The organism is Algoriphagus faecimaris, from assembly GCF_900101705.1.
Taxonomy (GTDB): Bacteria; Bacteroidota; Bacteroidia; order Cytophagales; family Cyclobacteriaceae; genus Algoriphagus; species Algoriphagus faecimaris.
Genome location: NZ_FNAC01000034.1, coordinates 22,209 through 44,842 on the forward strand (window position 1 = coordinate 22,209; position 22,634 = coordinate 44,842).

At 41.2% G+C, this 22,634-nt stretch carries 17 protein-coding genes; 14 read left to right on the plus strand and 3 right to left on the minus strand.

Annotated elements, in window-relative coordinates; translation table 11 throughout:
• The first annotated feature begins 55 nt into the window (after window positions 1-55).
• From BLQ57_RS15600 to BLQ57_RS15610, 3 genes are all read left to right on the plus strand, one after another.
• Complete coding sequence (locus BLQ57_RS15600; protein WP_087940489.1) at window positions 56-1,180, plus strand: acyloxyacyl hydrolase; 1,125 nt, start codon at window positions 56-58, stop codon at window positions 1,178-1,180.
• A 277-nt stretch (window positions 1,181-1,457) separates the two neighbouring features.
• Window positions 1,458-3,908, plus strand: coding sequence for a PIG-L family deacetylase (locus BLQ57_RS15605; protein WP_240507846.1), 2,451 nt, complete (start codon window positions 1,458-1,460; stop codon window positions 3,906-3,908).
• 100 nt (window positions 3,909-4,008) lie between these two features.
• On the plus strand, window positions 4,009-5,721 hold the full coding sequence (locus tag BLQ57_RS15610; RefSeq protein ID WP_087940490.1) for a sodium:solute symporter family protein: 1,713 nt from the start codon (window positions 4,009-4,011) through the stop codon (window positions 5,719-5,721).
• An 86-nt stretch (window positions 5,722-5,807) separates the two neighbouring features.
• Here the strand turns inward: BLQ57_RS15610 and BLQ57_RS15615 are convergent, their stop codons facing one another.
• Window positions 5,808-6,656 (minus strand): DUF2911 domain-containing protein, encoded by an 849-nt coding sequence (locus BLQ57_RS15615; protein ID WP_087940491.1) that lies wholly within the window; start codon window positions 6,654-6,656, stop codon window positions 5,808-5,810.
• A gap of 151 nt (window positions 6,657-6,807) precedes the next feature.
• On the opposite strand from BLQ57_RS15615, the gene BLQ57_RS15620 reads away from it, so the two are divergent.
• Together BLQ57_RS15620 and BLQ57_RS15625 are read left to right on the plus strand one after the other, a co-directional pair.
• Complete coding sequence (locus BLQ57_RS15620) at window positions 6,808-7,728, plus strand: 2-hydroxyacid dehydrogenase (RefSeq protein WP_087940492.1); 921 nt, start codon at window positions 6,808-6,810, stop codon at window positions 7,726-7,728.
• Window positions 7,729-7,737: 9 nt separating this feature from the next.
• Window positions 7,738-8,577, plus strand: coding sequence for a universal stress protein (locus BLQ57_RS15625; RefSeq protein WP_087940493.1), 840 nt, complete (start codon window positions 7,738-7,740; stop codon window positions 8,575-8,577).
• A 27-nt stretch (window positions 8,578-8,604) separates the two neighbouring features.
• Here BLQ57_RS15625 and BLQ57_RS15630 read toward each other — a convergent pair whose 3' ends face one another.
• Entirely contained in the window at window positions 8,605-9,306 is a 702-nt protein-coding gene (locus BLQ57_RS15630; RefSeq protein WP_087940494.1) for a tetratricopeptide repeat protein, read from the minus strand.
• A gap of 293 nt (window positions 9,307-9,599) precedes the next feature.
• Here BLQ57_RS15630 and holA point away from each other — a divergent pair, with 293 nt between their 5' ends.
• Genes holA through trmB form a run of 9 tightly spaced genes read left to right on the plus strand, consistent with a single transcriptional unit; the run spans window position 9,600 to window position 20,211 of the window.
• Window positions 9,600-10,622, plus strand: a complete 1,023-nt coding sequence (gene holA, locus BLQ57_RS15635; protein ID WP_087940495.1) for a DNA polymerase III subunit delta — start codon at window positions 9,600-9,602, stop codon at window positions 10,620-10,622.
• Between the two features lie 16 nt (window positions 10,623-10,638).
• Window positions 10,639-13,626 (plus strand): tetratricopeptide repeat protein, encoded by a 2,988-nt coding sequence (locus BLQ57_RS15640; protein WP_087940496.1) that lies wholly within the window; start codon window positions 10,639-10,641, stop codon window positions 13,624-13,626.
• A 2-nt stretch (window positions 13,627-13,628) separates the two neighbouring features.
• Window positions 13,629-15,314: a TonB-dependent receptor gene (locus BLQ57_RS15645; RefSeq protein WP_087940497.1), complete on the plus strand. Its 1,686-nt coding sequence runs from the start codon at window positions 13,629-13,631 to the stop codon at window positions 15,312-15,314.
• A gap of 56 nt (window positions 15,315-15,370) precedes the next feature.
• Window positions 15,371-16,216, plus strand: a complete 846-nt coding sequence (locus BLQ57_RS15650; protein ID WP_087940498.1) for a hypothetical protein — start codon at window positions 15,371-15,373, stop codon at window positions 16,214-16,216.
• Window position 16,217: 1 nt separating this feature from the next.
• Complete coding sequence (locus BLQ57_RS15655) at window positions 16,218-16,907, plus strand: MotA/TolQ/ExbB proton channel family protein (RefSeq protein ID WP_087940499.1); 690 nt, start codon at window positions 16,218-16,220, stop codon at window positions 16,905-16,907.
• 1 nt (window position 16,908) lies between these two features.
• On the plus strand, window positions 16,909-17,298 hold the full coding sequence (locus tag BLQ57_RS15660) for an ExbD/TolR family protein (protein ID WP_087940500.1): 390 nt from the start codon (window positions 16,909-16,911) through the stop codon (window positions 17,296-17,298).
• Window positions 17,299-17,300: 2 nt separating this feature from the next.
• Complete coding sequence (locus BLQ57_RS15665) at window positions 17,301-18,257, plus strand: energy transducer TonB (protein ID WP_087940501.1); 957 nt, start codon at window positions 17,301-17,303, stop codon at window positions 18,255-18,257.
• Between the two features lie 3 nt (window positions 18,258-18,260).
• Window positions 18,261-19,547, plus strand: a complete 1,287-nt coding sequence (locus tag BLQ57_RS15670; RefSeq protein WP_087940502.1) for a bifunctional folylpolyglutamate synthase/dihydrofolate synthase — start codon at window positions 18,261-18,263, stop codon at window positions 19,545-19,547.
• A 1-nt stretch (window position 19,548) separates the two neighbouring features.
• On the plus strand, window positions 19,549-20,211 hold the full coding sequence (gene trmB / locus BLQ57_RS15675) for a tRNA (guanosine(46)-N7)-methyltransferase TrmB (protein WP_087940503.1): 663 nt from the start codon (window positions 19,549-19,551) through the stop codon (window positions 20,209-20,211).
• A 5-nt stretch (window positions 20,212-20,216) separates the two neighbouring features.
• Here the strand turns inward: trmB and BLQ57_RS15680 are convergent, their stop codons facing one another.
• Window positions 20,217-22,598, minus strand: coding sequence for a hybrid sensor histidine kinase/response regulator (locus BLQ57_RS15680; RefSeq protein WP_087940504.1), 2,382 nt, complete (start codon window positions 22,596-22,598; stop codon window positions 20,217-20,219).
• Between the last annotated feature and the right edge of the window lie 36 nt (window positions 22,599-22,634).

The window sequence follows — 22,634 nt, forward strand, 5'->3', positions numbered from 1 at the left end:
AATCAAATCTCCCGGCCTTTTCGTAGGTATCGATATTCGGTATTTATTTCTCAGCATGCGTTTGTTAGTTAAGTTTTGTAGCGGTTTTCTTTTATTTTTTCTAATCAGCTTTTCGGCAAAAAGTCAGCTAAAAAATCAGCGGATCATTGAGGCATCCTATGAATCTGGCCCTCTCGTAAGCAATGGCAAAGAATGGGCCGATGAGGTCAAAGATTTAGTTTCTTATCGAGGAATAGATGTGAGATTTGGTTGGAGAAAAGTGTCTTCGGATTATTACGCTCAGCTGTATCGGTACCCTACTTATGGTTTGGGTTTTACGATGGCGATTCCCTACTATTCAGAGATAGGTAGGCCACAGTCCATTTACGCTTTTGGAGAATTTCCTTTTTCGAGAAAGCGAATGGAAAGGAAGTTTAACTTTTCCTATTTTGGGCAAATCGGCTTGGGGTTTAACCTTAACCCCTATGATTCGCTCGATAACCCACTCAATCAATACATTGGATCGGAGGTTAATGCTTATGTACAGCTTGGCTTGAAAGCCAATTATCAAATAAGTAAGCGGATTGATCTTTTCTCTACTTTGGGGCTAAAGCACTATTCGAACGGCTCTACACGTAAACCAAATGCAGGAATTAATTTGATTCCTCTATCGCTTGGAATGAGGTATCGTTTGGAACCGGCCACCTTACCCAAAGAATCAGAACAGGCAGCTCTGCCCCCACGGTTATCTAAGAATTTCTTGGATATTAGCTTTTCTGGAGGGATTAAAAACTATGTGATAGAAGAGCCTTCCTATTTTAGAGGAGGAATGGGACTGACCTATCTTAGGGATGGAGGTGTTAAATATCGTTATGGGGTAGGGCTAGATGTTTTTTATGCAGGAGGATTAGACAGGCGGTTTCCTGATGAGGTTTTCGAGTTGAGAGATAAGTTTTCTCTGGCAGTTATAGCAGCTTGGGAATGGAAGCTGAATGAGAGGTTATATGTCCCCATAGCCTTTGGTGCCTATATACATCGAAATGAGATCAATCAAGAGTCTACTTGGTTTTATGAGCGGATTGGAATTCGTTATAGATTTTTTGATCAGCTTTTTGGAGGGTTCCAAATTAAAGCTCACAAAGTCAAAGCTGATTTTTTTGAATTTACGGTCGGTTATCGGTTCTCTGAGTTACATAATTAATCCTGTTTACTGCTAAGGAAAACGGCTTCTACTTTGTGGATTTTTACCATTTTGATGAAGTCGACCATCTTACCAAGATTAATTTTTCTCGTGAACCACCTTAAAATTTTGGTATTTGGATATGCTGGAAATCGATGGATGTTGAAGGTATTTTCACTCTATCCAGTTGAAATTTAAAAGAAAACATCTCCACTGGTCACAAAAAATTTTTATTTGATAGATGCTTCGGCTAGTTTCGAATGGAATAGCTACTCCATCTATGATAAACCCAAAGTTGATGAAATGGATCCTGACGTTTTGGTTGGGATGCGTGATTCATAATGTACAAGCTCAGTCGCTTTCTGCTTCTGAAATCTATCATGAACTTTTAAAATTCGCCGAAACCAAGCGAGTGCTATATGTAGCCGCTCATCCGGATGATGAGAATACGCGACTGATCGCCTACTTGGCCAATGAGGAAAAGGCTGCAGTTGGTTACCTCAGTCTGACTAGAGGTGACGGAGGCCAAAACCTAATTGGTTCCGAATTGGGCATTGGTCTAGGTCAGATACGGACTCAAGAATTGCTCAAAGCAAGGGAAACAGATGGTGGAAGACAATTTTTTACCCGAGCAAAAGATTTTGGGTTTAGTAAAAATCCTGATGAGACCCTTGGTAATTGGGAAAAAGAGGTGATTCTTTCTGATGTGGTATGGGTGATTCGTCGATTTAGACCTGATATCATTATCACACGATTCAATACGATTCCTGGAGTCACTCATGGGCATCATACTACTTCAGCATTGCTAGCTGAGGAAGCATTTGATCTAGCAGGGGATCCTCAAGCTTTTCCTGAGCAGTTCAAGTGGGTACAACCCTGGTCTCCTAAAAGAATTTTCTGGAATGCTTACAATTTCAGGGGAGAGTTTGAGCCGGAAGAGGGAGAAAAATACCATGAATTTCCTACAGGAAACTTCAATCCAATTTTGGGAAAAAGTTACTCTCAAATAGCAGCGGATAGTCGCACCATGCACAAATCCCAAGGATTCGGATCTACGGCGGGAATCGGTGCAGCAGTTGATCATATTCAATTTATCAAGGGAGAACCTTTTGCAGAAAGTCCCTTTGAAGGGGTAGCAAGTAAATGGCTTCAGCTCGAGGAAGGTGAAGAGATCGAAAAGCAAATTCAAGAATTGATTAAGTCTTTTGAGTTTAGAAATCCATCTGAACTAACCCAAGACCTTTTGGAGCTTAGAAAAAGACTCCTACAAGTTGATTCTTCAGAAACATGGCTTTTGGAAAAAAAATCAGCCATAGATCAACTCATCGTACAGGTGCTAGGTTTGGATTTCGAATTCAATAGCCGAAGTGAAACTGGTTTTCCAGGATCAGTCCTTCAAGGAGAGTTTGTTTTCAATAATCCAAGTGAGATCAAGGTAAAGGTAAGCTCACTTGAAGTCGAAAATCAAATGGTAAAAATGGACTCAGAAACTGAAGTCCTATCCAATCAGCCCCTTAGGCAACAAGTCAAGATCACTATTCCAGAGGAGAGTGAATACTCCCAGCCGTATTGGCTCGAAGGATACCTCGATGGTCCTATGTACCCAATAGAGGATCAGTTGAAAATAGGAAATGCCTTCAATTCGGCGGCTATTGCCGCTAGATTTCAATTGGTGATTGAAGGTCAGAATCTAAAGTTAGAGGCCCCTTTACAATACAAATTTAATGATCAAGTAGATGGAGAAATTAAGCAGCCTTTTGTCATTGTACCAGAAATAGACCTCTCCTTATCCAAGAGCACTGTTTTTAATCTGAAAAATAGCGCGGCAGAATTAACCGTAACAGTCAATTTTAGAGATCAGATTGTAGATGGTGAGTTGGGTTTTGAAGGTTTGGGTGCTGAGGAATTTAGGATTGTGCAAGTCAATGACGATGCGATCAAAAAGCAACGAAAATATCAAGTTGAGTTTTTAAGAGGCAGTTCCGGGAAGAAAACGATCATTGCTAGATATCAGACTGCTGATGGGAAATTCTACAATCAAATTACAAACAGAATTATTTACAAGCATATTCCAAATTTGATCTATTTCCAGCCGGCATCATTTTCTTTGATTCAGGCAGATTGGGAAATTTCGGGAGATCGTGTGGGCTACATTCCGGGAGCAGGGGATGATGTCCCACAGGTTTTACAGGCGCTAGGATATCCTGTCACAATGATTGGAGCTGGAGATTATAATTTGGAATACCTTTCTCAATTTAAAACCATCCTAGTAGGAATCAGAGCTTATAATATCAATACAGACTTGGCTTCGAATCAGCAAATTATGATGGGCTATGTACGCTCAGGCGGAAACCTCATTGTCCAATACAATACTTCCTCTCCGTTACTTACCAATCAATTAGGTCCCTATCCGTTTCAAATTACAAGGGATCGTGTTGCAGTAGAAACCGCTGAAGTATTGGCAGACTATAATCATCCTTTGCTTCAAGGTCCTAACCCTATTAAGCCCGAAGATTTTGATGATTGGGTTCAAGAGCGCGGATTATATTTTGCAGGAGAGTTGTCTGATCGATATACCTATCCGTTTACCATGAATGATCCCGGAGAAGACCCAAAGGTAGGTTCCTTGATACAGGGGGAATATGGAGAAGGGACTTTTGTATATACTGGTTTGTCCTTTTTTAGGCAGTTGCCTGCTGGGGTTACCGGTGCTATCAAATTATTTATCAATCTAATCGAGCAGCCCTAATGGAAGAAAAGAAAATGAATTGGAGAAATTTCTACATTGGGTTGATGGGTGTCCTGATACTTCTGATCACCCTGTTTTACTGGCTAATGACTAGCTTCTCATGAGCACGCTCGACTGGATTGTTTTATTTGGTACGCTAAGTACTATCGCGATCTATGGGATTTATAAAACCATGGGTCAAAAAAACCTGGATTCTTATCTGAGAGGTGGGAATACCATGAATTGGTGGACCATCGGACTCTCCATCATGGCCACACAGGCTTCAGCGATTACATTTTTGAGTACTCCCGGTCAGGCCTACGAAAGTGGGATGGGCTTCATTCAATTTTATTTTGGGCTACCCTTGGCGATGATTATTATTTCGGTTTTTTTCATTCCAATTTATTATAAACTCAAGGTTTATACGGCTTATGAATTCTTAGAAAACCGTTTTGATTTAAAGACACGCACGCTTGCAGCTCTACTGTTCATTGTACAGCGAGGACTGGCTTCGGGTATTACTATCTATGCTCCCGCCATTATTCTTTCAACTTTGTTGGGATGGAACTTGACTTGGACAGTAATTTTAATTGGCACAGTGGTGATCATTTATACTGTATCCGGTGGCACAAAGGCAGTTTCAATCACCCAAAAGCAGCAAATGGCAGTGATGATGGGGGGGATGATTTTAGCGGGTATTATCGTGCTCAATCTTTTGCCGGTGAGTTTTACCGAAGCTCTACATGTTGCAGGGAAAATGGAAAAGCTCAATTTGGTGAATTTTGAATTTGATCCATCAGATCGATACAATGTCTGGTCAGGAATGACTGCCGCAGTATTTCTATTCCTATCTTATTTTGGTGCGGATCAAAGTCAGGTGCAGCGTTACCTTTCAGGTCAGACACTTTCTCAGAGCAGGATGGGCCTCATCATGAATGGATTCCTGAAAATCCCTATGCAGTTCATCATTTTGTTTATAGGAGTGATGGTCTTCGTATTTTATCAATTTTATCAGCCTCCTGTAGTCTTCAATCAGGTGCAAACGGAAAAATTGAAGGACAGCGAATACGCTTCAGATTATGCCTTACTGGAGGAGCGCTACAGCCAAAATTTTGAGCAAAGTAAATCGGAATATTTAGCGCTTTTGGATGCGATAGAACAAGAAGACGATAATCTCACCCTAGAGCTTCAGAGAGGAATCAAATCGTTGAAAGAAGAGCAGGGGTCAATCCGTGACGAGGTGAAGGAGCTAATTGTAAAAAATGATCCGGTGGCTGAGACCCGAGATACGGATTACGTATTCATGCGTTTTGTGATGGATCATTTGCCTCAAGGAATTGTGGGGCTGCTATTCGCAGTGATTTTTTCGGCAGCCATGTCTTCAAGTGCTTCTGAGTTGAATAGTTTAGGCTCTACGACCACCATAGATTTATATAAGCGTTCGATTAAAAAAGAGGCCTCGGACAGTCACTATGTCATTTCTTCTAAATTGTTCACCGCTTTATGGGGAGCCGGGGCCATTTTCTTTGCCATTTATGCCTCCTTATTCGAAAACCTCATTCAGGCCGTCAATTTACTGGGCTCCTTGTTCTACGGGACTATTTTGGGAATTTTTATCGTAGGTTTTGTTATGAAATGGATCAAAGGGAGAGCTGTTTTTATCGCTGCATTACTATCACAAGCTCTTATTTTGATTATTCATTTCTGGAATGGGGTGGGAATACTCGGACTTTACTGGGATATAGGATTCCTTTGGTACAATGCGATAGGTTGTTTATCTGTCATGTTATTTGCAACCCTCATTCAAAAAATAGGAAGTCTGCTGAAAGGTTAAAATATAAAGGATTTTGAAAAATAGGGAAAATAAAAAAACGGCTTCAAATTATTGAAGCCGTTTTTCATCCCTGTCAAGGTAAACCTTTATTTCAAAGATTTGATCAATCGCTGGTTTAACCCTACATAATCCGGGTTTTTGGCAGCCTCTGCCATTTCCATTGATTTTTGTGCGGATTGGATTGCGTCCGCTTTTTTACCCAATGCTGCCTCTATTTTGGCTTTCAAATGAACCGTCCAATACTTTGGATCAGAGTCTACAGAAGAAGAAATCCAAGTGTAGGCCTGATTGAGGTCTTTTTGATTGGTAAAATAATAATTCGCCGCAGAATAAAGTAAAGTTGGGTTCTCTGTCTTCGTATCGATTACAAACTCTTGGATTTGAGCCATCACAATAGGGTCTACTTCTGTCGTGATTCTAAAATCAACCCGCGTATTTTCCCATTTGAGAGAAAGGTCTGCTCCATTGTCAGTCATATTGTTAAAACTGATCTCGAAGGTTTCATAGAGGCGACTAAGCTTCTTTGGCTCAACTTGGAATCGTAAAATATCGTCGTTTGAATTGTACCCAATAGAACCCCAAAGTTCAGTATTTTTAGAAAGTACAATAGTCCATTCGTTTTTGCCTGGGATACTATAGAGGGCATATTTACCTGCGGGGATGGTATTGCCTTCGATCATGACCTCTGTAGAAAACTCAAGTGTGGTGGCAGCATTGGCTCCTGTTCTCCATACTTGGCCGAAAGGAACTAATTCTCCAAATATTTTGCGGCCCTTCGTGCTTGGTCTGGCATATTCTACCAAAACATCGGTGAGTCCGACTTTCTGTGAGATTTTTGCAGAAGGCGAAGCTTGAGGCATTTGAAGCTGCTGGGCGGATAGGGAACCTACCCATAGGAACAGCCCCATTACTAGAAGTGAAAATGATTTTTTCATTTTATTTGATTAACTTTTGATTTGATTTAAGAATTGCAAATTCGTGTTTTTTTAAGCAAAAACAGGAGAAATGAAGCGGGATTTTTGATTAGTGGGTAAATGCTTCTTTCCAGTTCTTAAAAAGCTATTTTCTAATGATGATTTTTGTACCATGAGTTTAGCAATAATCTGTCCAGGTAAAGATCCTAGTTCGTGGATCGAAGTAATTCGAAATCTTGAACCTGAATTATCAATCCAAGTTTATCCCGAAATCAATGATCCGGATGCGGTGGAAGTGGTCATGCTATGGCAGCACCCTCCGGGAATTTTAAATGAATTTAAAAATCTTAAACTAGTCAGCTCCATGGGAGCAGGTGTAGATCACATCCTTAAGGATCAATCTATCCCCGAAAATTTACCTATTGTAAGGATCGTGGACGATCGACTGACTTGGTCGATGACGAATTACGTAATCATGGGAGTGCTCAATTTCCATAGACAAATAAGTCGTTATCAAAAAGATCAAAAAAGAAAAGTATGGGATATGTCTAATCCTGAAATACCAGTTACTGTCGGAGTAATGGGAGTAGGAGCTTTGGGCTATGATGTACTGGATAAATTGGATTACATGGGTTTTCCTGTCGTCGGTTTGGGCTTTTCTGAAAAAGATGATTTCAACTATCCCTACTACACCAAGTCTCAATTGGATGAATTTCTTCAAAAAATCAATGTTTTGGTTTGCCTTTTACCCCTGACAGAGCAGACTGAGGGAATTTTGAATAGGGCATTGTTTGAAAAATGTAACCCAGGCACCTACCTGATCAATGTCGCTAGAGGCAAGCATTTGGTGGAAGAGGATCTTTTAGAGGCTTTGGACAAAGGCAAGGTTTCTGGAGCTCTCTTGGACGTCTATCAAAGCGAGCCATTGCCAGAAAATCATCCATTCTGGAATCAAGAGAAAATTACAATGACACCTCATATTGCTAGTGTCACCAACCCTAGAGCTGCAGCACCGCAAATTTTGGAGAATATTAAGAGAATCAAGGCAAACGAAACACTCTTGAATGTCGTAAACCGAAAAAAAGGATATTAACTTTTACTTATGAATAAGCCATTTACAATTATTTGTCCCTTGGATTTTTCAGAGTGCTCACTCAATGCACTCGAATACGCCACCCGTCTTGCAATTAGCTACAAGGCTAAATTGATACTTTTTCATGTCATAAATAAGGAGGATTACTTGAAATTGGCTCCCTTGGATGCAGAGGGACTTCATCAGAAAGAATTTTTGGAGGAGAAAATGACAAGGTTATTTGAGACCGTCAAAAGAGAGGTTGGCGATAAGGAAGTTTCTCTGGATTGGACAATGGTGGAAGGTAAGATCGTCGATCAAATTTTGGAATCTTCCCAAAGCCTAAATGCTGACCTCGTGGTGATCGGTACAGAGGGGATGAATGACCTTAGGAAAAACATTGTCGGATCACGGGCCAGTCTGATTGTCGAAAAATCCGAAATAGATGTCATGGTCATTCCTAGAAAGGTGTACTTCAAACCTTTCAAAAAACTAGTCTACTCTACGGATTACTATGAAGAAGATAAATTGGCGATACAAAAAATAGCCGAGTTTGCTCGACTATATGATGCTGAAATTGATATAGTTCATGTCACCCAGAGGCAGAAACTCATCGATAAGACATTGCATCAAGTGATGATTGATGAGCTCAAGCCTTTCGTCAGGTACACCAAGGTCAATTATGTACTTAAATCCTTCCGCGATGACTTGGCTTTAGGTTTGGAAAGCTACCTTCAAACTTCCAAAGGGGATATGCTCATCACCTTGAGTAAAAAGAAAAGTTTTTTTGAGAAAATATTTACTCAATCTATTTCAAAAAAGATGGCTTATTTCATCAATAAGCCACTTTGGGTCATCAAAAGATTTTGAATTCAATCGTTCATATTTTTTAATCTGTTATTCCTTGACTTTTTTTCCTTTTAAAAATTGGAAAAACTCAGCTCTGGTTTTCGAATCTGTAAATAGAGATTTCAAGGTGTTGAAGTAATAGCCCAAGGTGAGGGAAGTAGATTTTTGCTTCTCTGTAATTTGGGGGAGGGGACTTGGAGTCGGCTCAGGGGCTTTCCCTTCCTTTTGACCTTCCTCTTTTTGGGGCTTGTAGCCGACCAAGTCATCTGCTTTTTCAAAGCTCTTCTTGGATCTGGCTTGATAGCCTAGTTTTTCTTCTACCAGTCCCTTGTTATTGTATGCCACCGCATCTTCAGGATCAAGTTCTATTGCCTTTTCGTAGTCTTCAATAGAACCTTTTAAATCTCCAATTCTATCTTTGAAAAAAGCCCTGCTGCTGTAGCGATAAGGATTGGCAGGGTCCAAATTGGCAGCTCGATCAAATTCTCCCAAGGCTTCTTCATTACGTTTTAACAAGTGAAGGACCACAGCTCTATCAGAAATGAAATCGGTGTTATAAGGCTCAAGCGCTACAATAATGTCAAAATCTGCCAATGCTTCTGAAGTTTTGCCCAATCTGGACAGCACCCTTCCACGGTAGAGGTGATATTGTGCTTCTCCCTGTTTTAGTTCAATCAATTGATTAAAAACCTCCAAGGCTTGTTCAAATTTCCCTTCTTTGTAATGGATGATCCCCTGCTCAAATGTCATTTTCTTGAATTTTATTATAATACAAATTTAAGGGCTGATAAGTTTATCAAATAATCTTTGGGATGATTTTGCAGTCAAGGGCGCAAGCCTCTTATCTTTAAACTCCGATTATGCCTTAGGGCCCATCAAAAGCGCGTTTAAAGCCTTAGAAAAACAGCCAATTTGGACTTTAATACCTATTCTTGTTAGGGTAAAATAAAAAATTGAAGGATTAAGATTGTTTTTAACTGGCTTGAAACAGGAATGGGTTTTATGCAGGGTTCGGGTCCATCAACCTTCAAACAGTTTTAGACATGCCTCAGAAGCCACAAGATGTCCTTAAAGATCTTAAACAGAAAAAATTCGCCCCCATTTACTTTTTGGATGGAGAGGAGCCCTATTATGTGGATTTGATTACAAATTTTATTGAAAAAAATGCGATCGCAGAGCATGAGCGAGGTTTCAATCAGGTGGTGCTCTACGGGAAAGACTCAAATATGGGCTTGATCCTAAACAATGCCCGTAAATTTCCCATGATGGCGGAGCGTCAGATAGTCATCGTAAAGGAGTTTCAGAGCTTGCCAGATTTAGGTAAGGAAGAATCTCAAAAGTTGCTTTTGGGTTACATTCAGAATCCTCTTCCCAGTACTATTTTGGTTTTGGCCCATAAGCATAAGAAGTTTGACGGAAGGTCTGCCCTTGGGAGAGAGATGGACAAAAAAGCCGTTTATGTTCGCTCCGACAAGGTTTCTGATTATAAGTTGAATGAATGGATAGACCATTATTTCAAAGACATGGGACACAGCATTGAGCCTAGAGCTTGTCAACTGTTGGCGGATTCTATCGGAAATAATCTAGAGGTACTGTCTAATGAGGTAGGGAAGATGTTCATTAACTTTTCTGACACCACCAAAGTGACGGTAGAGCATATTTCCAAATACATTGGCATCAACAAGGACTATAACAATTTTGAGTTTTTGAAAGCAATAGGCTTTAGGGATGTGGCTAAAGCAAATAAGATTATTCACTACTTTTCACAAAACCCAAAATCTCATCCTGTCATCCCCATGTTTTCGCTGATTTATAATTATTTCACCCGAATTGCATTGATTCATCAAGCAAAAGTTTATTCAGATAATCAAGTGGCAGGGATAATCGGTGTGCCTCCTTTTGTAGCGCGTGAATATGTGGCTGCCGCAAATAATTACAAATTGGGCAAGGTAATTGATGTATTCAGATTCTTAAAAGAGGCAGATCTTCGTTTCAAGGGAGTGGACTCCGGAAGTATGAGCGAAGCAGAAAACCTCAGAGAACTGGTGTACCGAATCTTGCATTGAATCCTTAAACCAATTTATGAAATACCACTTGGTGCTTCTCGCTAGCTTGGGTCTTTCGATTGAAGCTTTTTCCCAATCTACGCTCTATCAGACAGGTTCGCAGCCTGTGATCGACGAGCAGTTTGAACTCTTTGATAAGCAATTGTTTTCGGCTGCCCTTTTGGATTATCAGAAAGATAATCCTTTTGATTTCTCTGCCGAACAAGACCGCTCTCGAGCGCTGCTTACCGCTAAGTCTGCCTTAAACCTGGAGGCCCCCAATGGCCCCGGTTTGATGAAAGCCTACATTTTGGATAACGGAAACCATCCCTCTGTAAATACCGCAGGGCTGTATTTGGGTGATCATTTTTTTTACAAAAGAAATTACAAGGAGGCGGCAGAAGCATTCTCGCTTGTGAATACTGATCAATTGGATAATTCGGCTAAGGCTGATGTCCTTTTCAAGCAAGGTTACGCGTTTTTTTTGGATAACAATTATGGTAAAGCGGCTCCTTACTTTGATCAATCCAAAGTTTTGGGAGAGCCGATCAGTTATGATGCCTATTACTATAGTGGTTATATAGCACTTGAAAGCGGTGCGACGCAAAAGGCAATAGCTGACCTACAGGCGGCTGGCCGATCCCAATTTTATTCTACAAAGGTACCTTACCTCTTGGCAGCCTTGTATTATCAGCAAGGAAGCTATGAAGAACTCATCTCCTATGCTGAGCCCAAACTCGCCGAGAGTGGAAACTTGGATCGTCGTGAAATGATCAATCTCTATTTGGCGGAAGCCTATTTTGCGAAAAAAGATTTTGCTAAAGCTGCTGAAAACTATGATGCTTTTGTCAATGCCAGAAAAGGCGAACTGACACGAGAGCAAGTGTACAAAGGGGGGATCGCGCAGTTTGAATTAGGTAATTTTCCCCGAGCATCAGATTATTTAAAAGTATCGGCATCCTCCAATGATGAACTAGGCCAAGCTTCAAGCTATTACTTGGGTCACGCCTATTTGAAACAAGATAATTTTCAGTTTGCAAGCACTTCTTTTAAAGCAGCGGCAGATGCTGCTTATAATAAAGAAATTCAAGAAGAAGCTTTGTTTAATTACGCCAAATCCAATCTGCAGAAGGGTAGTTTTCAGGCAGGGATTTCTGGCTTGGATAGCTATTTGGAAGCATATCCATCTGGAAAATTCCGAAGTGAAGCAGAGACGCTTTTATCAGAGGCTTTGATCAATACCAGTGATTATCTACGTGCGATTGAGCAGATGGATCGTATCAGTAATAAGTCTCCTAGAATCAGAGAGGCTTATCAAAAAGTAGCCTACTATCAAGCTATGGTCTATTACCGAGATAAGCGCTACCCCGGTGCGATTCAGTATTTGGATAAGTCAATGGAATACCCAGTCAATCGTGATCTGGTCTTGGAGTCGCATTTTTGGAAAGGTGAAATTTATGCTGCTTCAGGTGATTTGGCTGCAGCCATCAAGTCTTACGATCAGGCACTAGCCATGGGTCGGACTACCTCCAGTGCCTATTTAAATAAGAGCATCTATGGCTTAGGTTATGCTTACTTTAACTCACAGCAATACGCTAAGGCCGAAACGCACTTTAAGGATTATACGGACCGGATGAGAAGTCGGCAGGATAAGGAAAACTATGACGATGCCATGCTCCGGCTAGGCGATTGTTACTACGTACAAAAGCGATTTGGAGAATCGGAGCAAAACTTCCAGCAAGCTATTCGTGAAGGAAATTCAGGCATCGATTATGCTTTGTTTAGACTAGCGGTTGTCCAAAATTTCCAAAGTAAAAATCAAGAGTCTATTAATAATCTAGACCGACTAATATCGAGCTATCCCAACTCTTTATATATCGAAGACGCACTTTATCAAAGAGGTCAAATCTTCATGGAGGAGACACGCTACAGAGAAGCTGCTGCAGGTTTTTCAGAATTAATACGAAAGAGACCCAATAGCCCCTTTATTCCCTATGCATTAGAAGGTAGAGCAGTTGCAAACTTTAGTCTTCAAAATTACAATGAAACGATCGAGGACTATCGTATTATTTTGGCTCAGCATCCCAACTCAGAGAATGCAGAAACTGCCCTCAAAGGTTTACAGGAGACTTTGGCCTTACAGGGTAGATCAGGAGAATTTTCGGATTACCTAAGTGAATATAAGGCAGCTAACCCGGACGGGGGCTCGGTTCAGAACCTGGAGTTTGAAGCAGCAAAAAGTCTCTATTTTGAAAAGAATTTTCAGCAAGCCACCCGAGCATTTCAGAAATTTCTGGAAAGCTACCCACAATCAGGACAGCGAATTGATGCATTATATTTCCTTGGAGACTCTTATTATCAACTCGAGTCCTATGATGAGGCTTTGAGAGCCTTTAGGCAGCTTGAAAATGAGCCTGCATCACCACAGCGTCTCAGAGCCATGCAGCGAATGGGAGCGATAGAATTGGATAGGGGGAATTTCAATGCGGCGATCCCTTACTTGGAAACTGCAGCCGAAAATGCCAGAAATAAGGTAGAAGAAGTAGAAGCTCTTCAAGGCTTACTTCTCGCCTATTTGGAAACAAAAAAATACAATCAGGTTATCAGCACTGCCGAACGCTTGCAAAAGCAGTCTGGGATCATTCCGGAATCTACTCCCAATGCCCTATTGGCCAAAGCCAAAGCTCAATTTGCCTTGAATCGAAAAGATGCCGCTGAAGTGACCTTAGCTATTCTGGTGGATGAATACAAAACAGTTCAAGGTGCTGAAGGGCTTTACCTTTTGGCTGAGTCGTATCAACAAAGTGGGGAAATCGAGCAGTCCAATGAAAGCATATTTGAGATGTCGGGTCCCTTCGCAGACTTTGGGTATTGGTATGGCAAAATGTTCTTGTTGATAGCAGATAATTATTTGAACGCAGGGGAGGAGTTTCAGGCCAAAGCCACTTTGGAATCCATTGTAGAAAACACGACAGACGATGAAATCCGTCAACTAGCTCAAGATAAACTTCAAAGCCTAAATTGATCATGAAGAAGCTATTTTACACTCTCACTATTCTTTTTGTTGCGGGCTTTGGACTTCAGGCTACTTCTCAGATTCAATCTCGAGGGGAGGTGCAGGATCAGGAGTTTGTTATCCGTAAAGACCGAGTACTCACATTGCCCACACAGCCTAGAGTTTTTGAAAGGCTACCCGCTTTGCCACAGCCCAAGGGCCTGAGTGATTTCAATTATAAGGTAAATTTCTATGAGTTGAATTTGCCTCCTGTAAGTTTGGATGCCAGTCCTTCACAGAAAGTTTATCGTCCGGAGCGCCTTGACCTTTACCCAGGCTATTTGAAGGCTGGTTATGGCAACTTTGCCAGTCCGCTTTTGGAAGCCAGATTCATGGCAACAGAGATTTATGACTTGAATTATTCGGTCTATTTAAAACATCAAAGTTTTGGAAAAGGACCGGTTTTGGCAGAAGAGTCCAAAGAGTCCCACTCTGCAGCAGGAGGAGGATTAAGTTACTTTTTGGATGAAGTAGAAGTCTTTGGAAGCCTGGATTGGGCGCAAGATTCCTATTCCTTTTATGGAATTGACACTTCGGTGATCAATGATCCAAGATTGGAGTTTGGAGGAATTCAAGGTAATGTCCTCAATACTATCAAACTGGAAGCAGGTCTCAGAGACATCGAAAAAACGGGGCCAGTTTCTTACGAGGGAAAGCTTAATTTCAGAACTTTCAAGGATAGCTATCTCGCTACCGAAAACGAAATTGGCGTTCAGGCTATGGGAGTTTTCAGACCCGGAGATGACTGGAAAGCCAGTTTAGGATTGTCTTACTTTATGACCACCCCGGAAGACTTAGAGTATGATTTAAATCGCACTTTTCTGGGTATTCGTCCTCGACTAAGCTACCAATACGAAGATTTTCTGATCACAGGTGGAATAAATATCATATCAGAAAACGATTCCTTACCTGGAAAATCTAGCGACTTTAGAATTTTTCCACTATTAAAAGTCAGCTATCAGTTTGCTGAGGAATTCGGCTTCTTTGGGGAGTTTTCAGGGGATGTAGATCGGACTACCTATTATAGTTTTGTCAAGGAAAATCCATTCTTGGGGCCATCTGCTTCTTTATTAAACACGGTCAATAATTATAAAGTAGCAGGAGGGATAGAAGGTCAAGTTCAGGGCCTACTCCATTACAAGGCAGGAATAGACCTTAGTCGCTACAATAATTTTCACCTTTTTGTCAATTCAGTTTCCGACAGCACTAGATTTAATCTCATCTATGATGATCAAGTGACGGTCGTCAATATCAATGCTGAATTAGGCCTTCAAATGAATGAAAAGTATCAGCTGAATTCCAGATTGGATCTTTTCTCTTACTCCATGAATCTCCAAGAAGAAGCTTGGCATCGTCCTACTTGGCTCTTGAGTATCAACAACCAATTCACTCCATTGGAGCAGCTACTGGTTCAGGCCAATATCAACGTGATGGGAGGAATAAAGGGCCGGCGTTCAACGGGTAATTTGGAAAACCCTTATCAGTCTGTAGACTTGAAGACAATTGCTGACTTACAGCTCAAAGCCGACTATAAAATCACTGATAAAATCGGAGTCTTTGTAGAAGGAAATAATTTATTGAATGGAAGAAACGAGCGTTGGTTAAATTATCCTGTACGAGGAGTCCAATTGATTGGAGGCGCTTGGCTTAAATTCTGATGATCGGTTTGCCTTTCCCCTCAAATCGATTAGTTTCGTAGCTATCTTTTTTCCAAATGGCTGATAAAAAAACAAATACACCGCAATGGTCTGATCCAAAGGACTATGGACTGCCTTTCGTAGAGGTCAAGTCTTTGTCTGATGTGTCACAAGCTCCCGATGAGAGTCCAACAGGCTCCTCTCCAAAAGGGGTGAAGGAGGATCTTTCTGCTGCTGCCTTACGTGCAAAAACAGCCCATGCAGTCAAGCCTGTAATAACTCATGAGCCGTTGGCAGAAGAAGATGAGATTTTTGAAGAAAAAGGCCAATTAGAAAAGGCAAGTCCAGTAGAGAAAATAGAAAAGAAAAAGTCAAACTGGGCTGTCTATGTAGTTTTTGTAGGCTTATTACTTATTTCTACAGTAGTCTGGCAGCTGATGAAGGAAGAGGAATCTTCCCCTAATGTCTTGATTACGGGAGATAACTTAGAGTCGCTTTCCCTATCTGAAATGGAGACGGGTAATGAGGATGTTAAAAATTCTTTAGCTGAAGAAGAGGAAATGGCTGAAAGTGAGCCTGTTGAAGTTAAAGAAGAAATCCCTATTGCAGAAAGTAGCACAAATGAGGAATCTGGTACAACAATTGAGCAAGTGAGTACAGGTTCTTTGATCCGAGTAGAAAGTAAAGCAACTCGACCACAGTATTTTATAGTAGTGGGAAGTTTGCCAAATGAACGCTTAGCCATCCAAGAATCCAGTCAATATTATGATCGAGTAGAGGAGCTCTTTTTGATTTCACCATACGATGATGTACCCAATTATCGTTTGGCTATCGGAAAGTTCACTTCTTTTACCCAAGCCAACAATGAGTTGGAAAAGGTCAAGGATCAGTATACAGAAGCACTTTGGATTTTGAAATATTAATATGATTCTTCTTCAAACACTCTCTACCGACAGCCTTTCGGCTGTGGACAGTCTCTCTATGAATGCCGGAAATGAGAATATTGGTCTTTTGGACCTGCTCATCAAAGGGGGATACATGATGATACCGCTGTACCTGCTCTTTATTTTGGCGATATTCATTTTTGTAGAGCGGCTGATGACTTTAAAAAAAGCATCTAAAACTCCCGCGCACTTACTTGACCAAGTAAAAGTTTTAGTTGTGAGTGGGCAAATAGAAAAAGCAAAGATGCTTTGTGCGGATGAAAAATCTCCTGTTGCTAATATGATTGCCAAAGGAGTGGATCGGATCGGTTCACCTTTGAAAAATATTGAAGTCTCCATAGAGAATGTCGGAAAGATAGAAATCTATAAACTGGAGAAAAATCTCAATCTGCTAGCTACTGTTTCAGGTGCTGCACCAATGATTGGTTTCTTAGGTACGGTAGCAGGTATGATTCAGGCCTTTATTGCGATAGCGCAAGAAGAGGGTATGGTTTCGCCCAAATTGCTCTCAGAAGGGATCTATGAAGCCATGATTACCACTGCCGCCGGATTGGTGGTAGGTATTTTAGCCTATTTGGGTTATAACTATCTGGTGACTCAAGTTTCCAAGCTTGTTCATCGAATGGAATACGCGACGATAGAATTCATCGAATTACTACAAGAGAAATAAAATGGGACTTCAATCCAAACATAAAGTAGATTCGGCATTTAGCATGTCTTCGATGACAGATATTATATTTCTGTTGCTGATATTTTTCATGCTTACTTCCTCATTTATCACCCCATCTGGTCTTCCGGTAAACCTTCCTTCTAGTGAGACGTCTGATATAGCAATGCAGGAGGTAACAGTGTCTGTCACCAAAGACCTCAAATATGCAGTAAATGATAGAGTAGTCTCACGAGATCAAATCAAAGGGGAATTGACCAGTTTATTATCGGGGAAGCAAGGCCAAGTTGTTCTTCATATCGATAAGGAAGTACCCGTAGAATATTTAGTAGAAATAGGCGGAATAGCTGCTGGTCTAGAGGCCAATGTTTCTATAGCAACCAAACCTTTCTAATAATGGAATTCTGGAATGCAGATAAGGTAGAAAGCAAAAACAAAAAACGCGCATGGATAATCACCTTTGTCCTCAATGTGCTGCTTTTGATTGCCTTCTATTTTATTGTAGTCTGGAAGCAACCCATTCCCCCTTTGCCTACATTTGGATTGGAACTCAACTTGGGCTTTACTCCAACAGGTTCAGGCGATGTAAGCAGTAACAATCCACCTTCAGAGACCGTCACGCCTGTGACAGAAAGTGCAGCTCCCGGTGAGATTGCGAAGCAGCCTACACCCGAGGCGACACCCACTCCTGCTCCTAAAACTGAAGTAGCTAAGCCTAAAACAAATCCAACACCCGCTGTCAATCAAGCAGTGACTACTAAACCGTCACCTATCAAAGGCGAAGAAAAAGCATCCGAAACAAACAAAATACCTGAGGTAAAAAAGCAAGAGCCTACAAAAACCACAACTACTCCTGCGGAATCAAAAGCAGAAGAGACCGTTCAAAAAGCACCCGAAAAGCCAAAAGTAAATGAAAGAGCATTAATGGGGGCAGGGGGAACCAAAGGAACAGGAAATCAGGCATCTGCCGGAGGTGCTGAAGGTAAGTCTACCGAAAAAGGAGATGCCGGAGATCCCAAAGGAACCGTGGATGGCCGTGCTATCATGGGGCAGGGTTCCGGACAAGGCGTAAACTCAGGTTCTGGCTATAGCCTCGACTTAGCAGGATGGGATTTTGCAGCTAGACCGAGTATTAATGACAAGGTCTCCACACGAAATGGCCGCATAGTTTTTAAAATCACAGTAGACGATAGTGGTCGGGTGGTTCAGGCTGTGCCTCTCGAGTACAATGTTTCCAACGATGTATTAGCCTATTATCGCCAAGTAGTAAATCAGGTCTCTTTCAAAAAACAGGGGGGAGATGTGGCGGATTTTTCTTCCGGAAAAATCACTTTTATTATCAAGGTTGATTAAACGATGACCTATCAGGAAACTTTGGATTTTCTGTACCAGGCACTTCCCATGTTTCAGCGGGTAGGTGCGGCAGCTTTTAAAAAAGATCTTTCCAATACTGTCCAACTCTGCAAGTATTTAGATCATCCGCAGCGGAAGTTTAAATCCGTTCACGTGGGTGGTACCAATGGAAAAGGTAGTAGTTCGCATGCATTAGCCGCAGTTTTTCAGGCTGCAGGCTATAAAACTGGATTGTATACCTCTCCGCACTTAAAATCATTTACAGAGCGAATCAGAATCAATGGGCAGGAAATTCCTGAAGAGCGGGTGGTTGCCTTTGTCGAATCGCATCAGCAGTTTTTGACATCCCTCCAACCCAGTTTCTTCGAAATGACCGTGGGTTTGGCTTTTTGGTATTTTGCACAGGAGCAGGTAGACATCGCGATTGTAGAAGTGGGCATGGGAGGTCGCTTAGACAGCACAAATATTCTTTTGCCCGAGCTAGCTTTAATTACTAACATCGGATGGGATCATATGCAGTTTTTGGGAGATAGCTTGGAAAAGATAGCTTTTGAAAAAGCTGGAATTATCAAGCAAAATACACCGGTTGTCATTAGTCAAAGCCAGTTAGAAACCCAGCCTGTGTTTGAAAAGGTGGCTGAAGAAAAGGATGCTCCTATTTGCTTTGCGGATCAGAAGTGGAAGGTAAAGAAGCAGGGAAACCTAGAGAAACAGGCCCTATTCCAAATAAAAAGGGAAGGAAAAGAAAGTTTGCTTTCTTTTGGGTTATTGGGGGATTATCAACGGCATAATTTACCTGGAATATTGGAGGCTTTAGATCAATTGAAAAGCATAGGCTGGCAACTGAGTGATGAAGCGATAAATAAAGGTCTCGCTGAGGTAACTGACTTAACTGGTCTTAAAGGTCGATGGCAATTGCTAGGAGAAAGTCCTACCATCATCGCTGATACAGGCCATAATGAACCCGGAGTACAGGAGATTTTAAATCAATTGAAAACGTACTCGTTCAGAAAACTTTGGATGGTTTTGGGAATGGTGCAGGATAAGGATGTCATTAAGATTCTTCTTCTACTTCCTAAAGATGCGCAATATGTATTTTGTGAAGCTCAAATCCCTAGAGCGCTTAAAGCCACCGAGCTTGCAGTGAAGGCAAAAAGTGTTGGTCTATCAGGTGAAGTTATCCCCGATGTCAACAAGGCCTTGAATTTCGCCCGAAAAAATGCCAATAAAGATGATCTGATATTCATCGGAGGAAGTACTTTTGTGGTCGCAGAAATAGAATCCCTTTAGCATGAGCAGAAAAAAACTGGTTCGTTTCAAAGAAAATGAGCTTAACCCCAATGTCGTACAGGACGGTAAACCCATTTTTGAAAACATCAAAGGCAACTGGAATGAATCTCAGTTTTTCAACTCGAATCCAATCGTAGTCGAACTGGCCTGTGGACGGGGTGAATTTGCAGTGGGTCTTGCCCGTGTGTTTCCACAAAATAATTTTATTGGAGTAGATATCAAAGGAAGCCGGATCTGGAAGGGTAGCTCCACTGCCACTGCCGAGGGAATAAAAAATGTAGCTTTTCTCCGTACTCAAATTCAACAATTGGATAAGTTTTTTGATCTGGGAGAGATCTCAGAGCTTTGGATTACTTTCCCTGATCCTTTTCCTCGAGATGGCGATGAAAAACGCCGCTTGACTTCGCCAAAGTTTCTGGAGATGTACAAACCCTTAATCAAGGCAGGCGGTACAGTACATTTTAAAACCGATAATACTGGTCTTTTTGACTATACGCTGGAATTGCTACAAGGAAGAGACGATATTGAAGTCTTGGGTTTTACCCATGATTTTTATCAAAGCGAATGGAAAGACGAGCATTTTGGTATTCAGACCCGATACGAAAAAATGTTTTCTGACAAAGGGGAGAAAATCAAATATCTTAAGTTTCGGTTCAAGGATTGAAACTCCTAAATCTTTTCCAATTGGATAGTTTCCAAATAGACTGCTTTTGCAGCTTTTTCTTTCAGTAGTTCTGCATCGACAGGCTTGTTCATGTAGTCATCCATCCCAACGGCCTGTACCCGGCTTTTGCTTTTTTCTGTAGTATCAGCAGTTACAGCGATGATGGGCACACTTTGATGTCGGTCTCCACCCTTTCCGGAGCGAATCGCCTGTGTAGCTTCATAACCATCCATTTCCGGCATTTGTAAATCCATTAGAACAAGATCAAATTTCTGTTCATTGAGTAAATCCAAAGCCTCCAGTCCGTGATTAGCAAAAGAAAAAGTGACACCCTCCCATTTTCTCAGTATGGATTTGATCACGAGTTGATTGACTCGATTGTCTTCTACAACGAGGATGTTTTTTCCTTTTAAGATTTGGTCCGATTCCTTTTTGATCGATTCCAGCTTATCCATAGGTGCCTTTTCCAAACTTAGCTTGACAGCTACCTGAGTTCCTTTTTGTGGCGTACTTTGGATAGCTATTTCTCCTTGATGCTGATCTACCAAAGCTTTTACGATACACAGTCCCAAACCAAAGCCACCGAATTTTCGCTTATCATCCAATTGCTCCTGCACGAAGGACGCAAAAATCCTATCTAGCTTTTCCGGACGTATTCCAACTCCCGTATCTTGAATCTCAAAATGTAGATCCACCAATTGATCGTTTTCCTGAACGGCAGTCAACTGGAGCTTGATTTCGCCCTCCTGTGTGAATTTCACTGCATTATTCAGGATGTTTCCTAAAATCTGCCGAAAGCGGTTGGCATCTCCCAATAGCCTGTCGGGCAATGGGGCACGCTCTTCATATACAAAACTGACCTTCTTATCTCTCGCCTGCTGAAAGGTCAAGGCATTGAGTTCACCAATAATTTTTCGGGTAGAAAAGACTTTTTTCTCCAAGATCAGTTCACCCTTCTCGATTTTAGAATAATCCAAAATATCATCGATGGAGGAGAGTAGTGAAAGACTGGAATATTTGATTACTTCTATATTTTCCCGGATTCGCTGATCACCGATTTCACTCATAATGGTCTGAGAAAGCCCCAAAATGGCATTGAGGGGAGTTCTCAACTCATGGCTCATATTGGACAGAAAATAGGACTTTAGCTCATTACTTTCTTCCGATTGTTGCAAAGCTAAATTTTGAGCCTTTTCCTTTTCATTTCTTAAAATCCGAATGCGGTTTGCCATGGATAGGGAAAGGAATAGAATTTCAATTCCTGTGCCCAGCTTCGCTGAATTTTCGGTGATGAAGGAGTTGGAGATTAAACTGAAATTATTCAATATGAAGGTAACAAATCCAATCATCAGCATGGAAATACCTATTGTGAAAAAGGGATCTGCGGGCTGTTTGCGATAGTAGCTGATTCCTACTCCAATCAAACAAAGCAAAATCAACAAAAAAGCCAGCGCATTGACTAGTGGATAGTAAAGTGGCCTTCCTGCATCTAAAAGTAATATTCCAGCTATTAATCCGAGAATGCTGAAATTCACCAGGGTGAAAACGTTGTTTAATCCCGGAGAAAATTCCTTTAATCGGATATAAGTCTGCGTGTAGCGCCCAAAAAGCAAAGCCGATAATGCCGCAAAAAGCAATAAGCTCCGATCGGCAAACCATCCCGGTTCTCCTAGTAGGTATTGAAAAAAGTATCCGTCTAAAGAGGAGTGAAGTAGTCCTACCGAAACCACATAGGCGGAATACAAAAGGAAACTTCGCTCTTTGATTCCAAAAAAGAAAAACAAATAGGTAATAGCCGCCAAGCCTAAAAGGCCATAAAACACCCCAAATATCAACTGATCTTGATAGGTGGTCAAGATCAAAGAAGTATCGTTATGAAGATTCAATGGGAGGTTGATGACTTCCCCATCGCTTTGGAGTTTGAGGTAAAAGGTTTTGCTTTGCCCGGCACTCATCTCGATGGGAAAAATTAATTTCCTGTGCTCAAAAGCCCGAGCCGAAAATGGAATCAAATCCCCATTGGCTTGGTAATTGACCATTTCCCCATCCTTGACTTCGTAGAGGTCAGCACGGTCTGTTATCGGCCTCGCAGCTTCCAAAAAAAGCTTTTGCGCTTGATTCTGCTCATTTTTGATCTCAAACTTGACGTAATAAAAGTGATCTGTAAATCCTAAATTTTCATTTGACGTGGATAATTTTTCAAATTCAAATTCACCCTCATGCAAAAGAAGGTTTGTCAAATCAATATTTTCCTTTCCTAAATCAAGAATTGCTGCATTTTGATATATGGAAATAGGATACTTGACCGAAGAATGGATTACTTGCTGAGCATAGCAAGTAATCGCTGTCAAAACGACTAGGCTAAGTGAGAGTAAAATATTTTTCATTATGGGCGGTTGTGGGGATGTCTCACTTACGAAGTC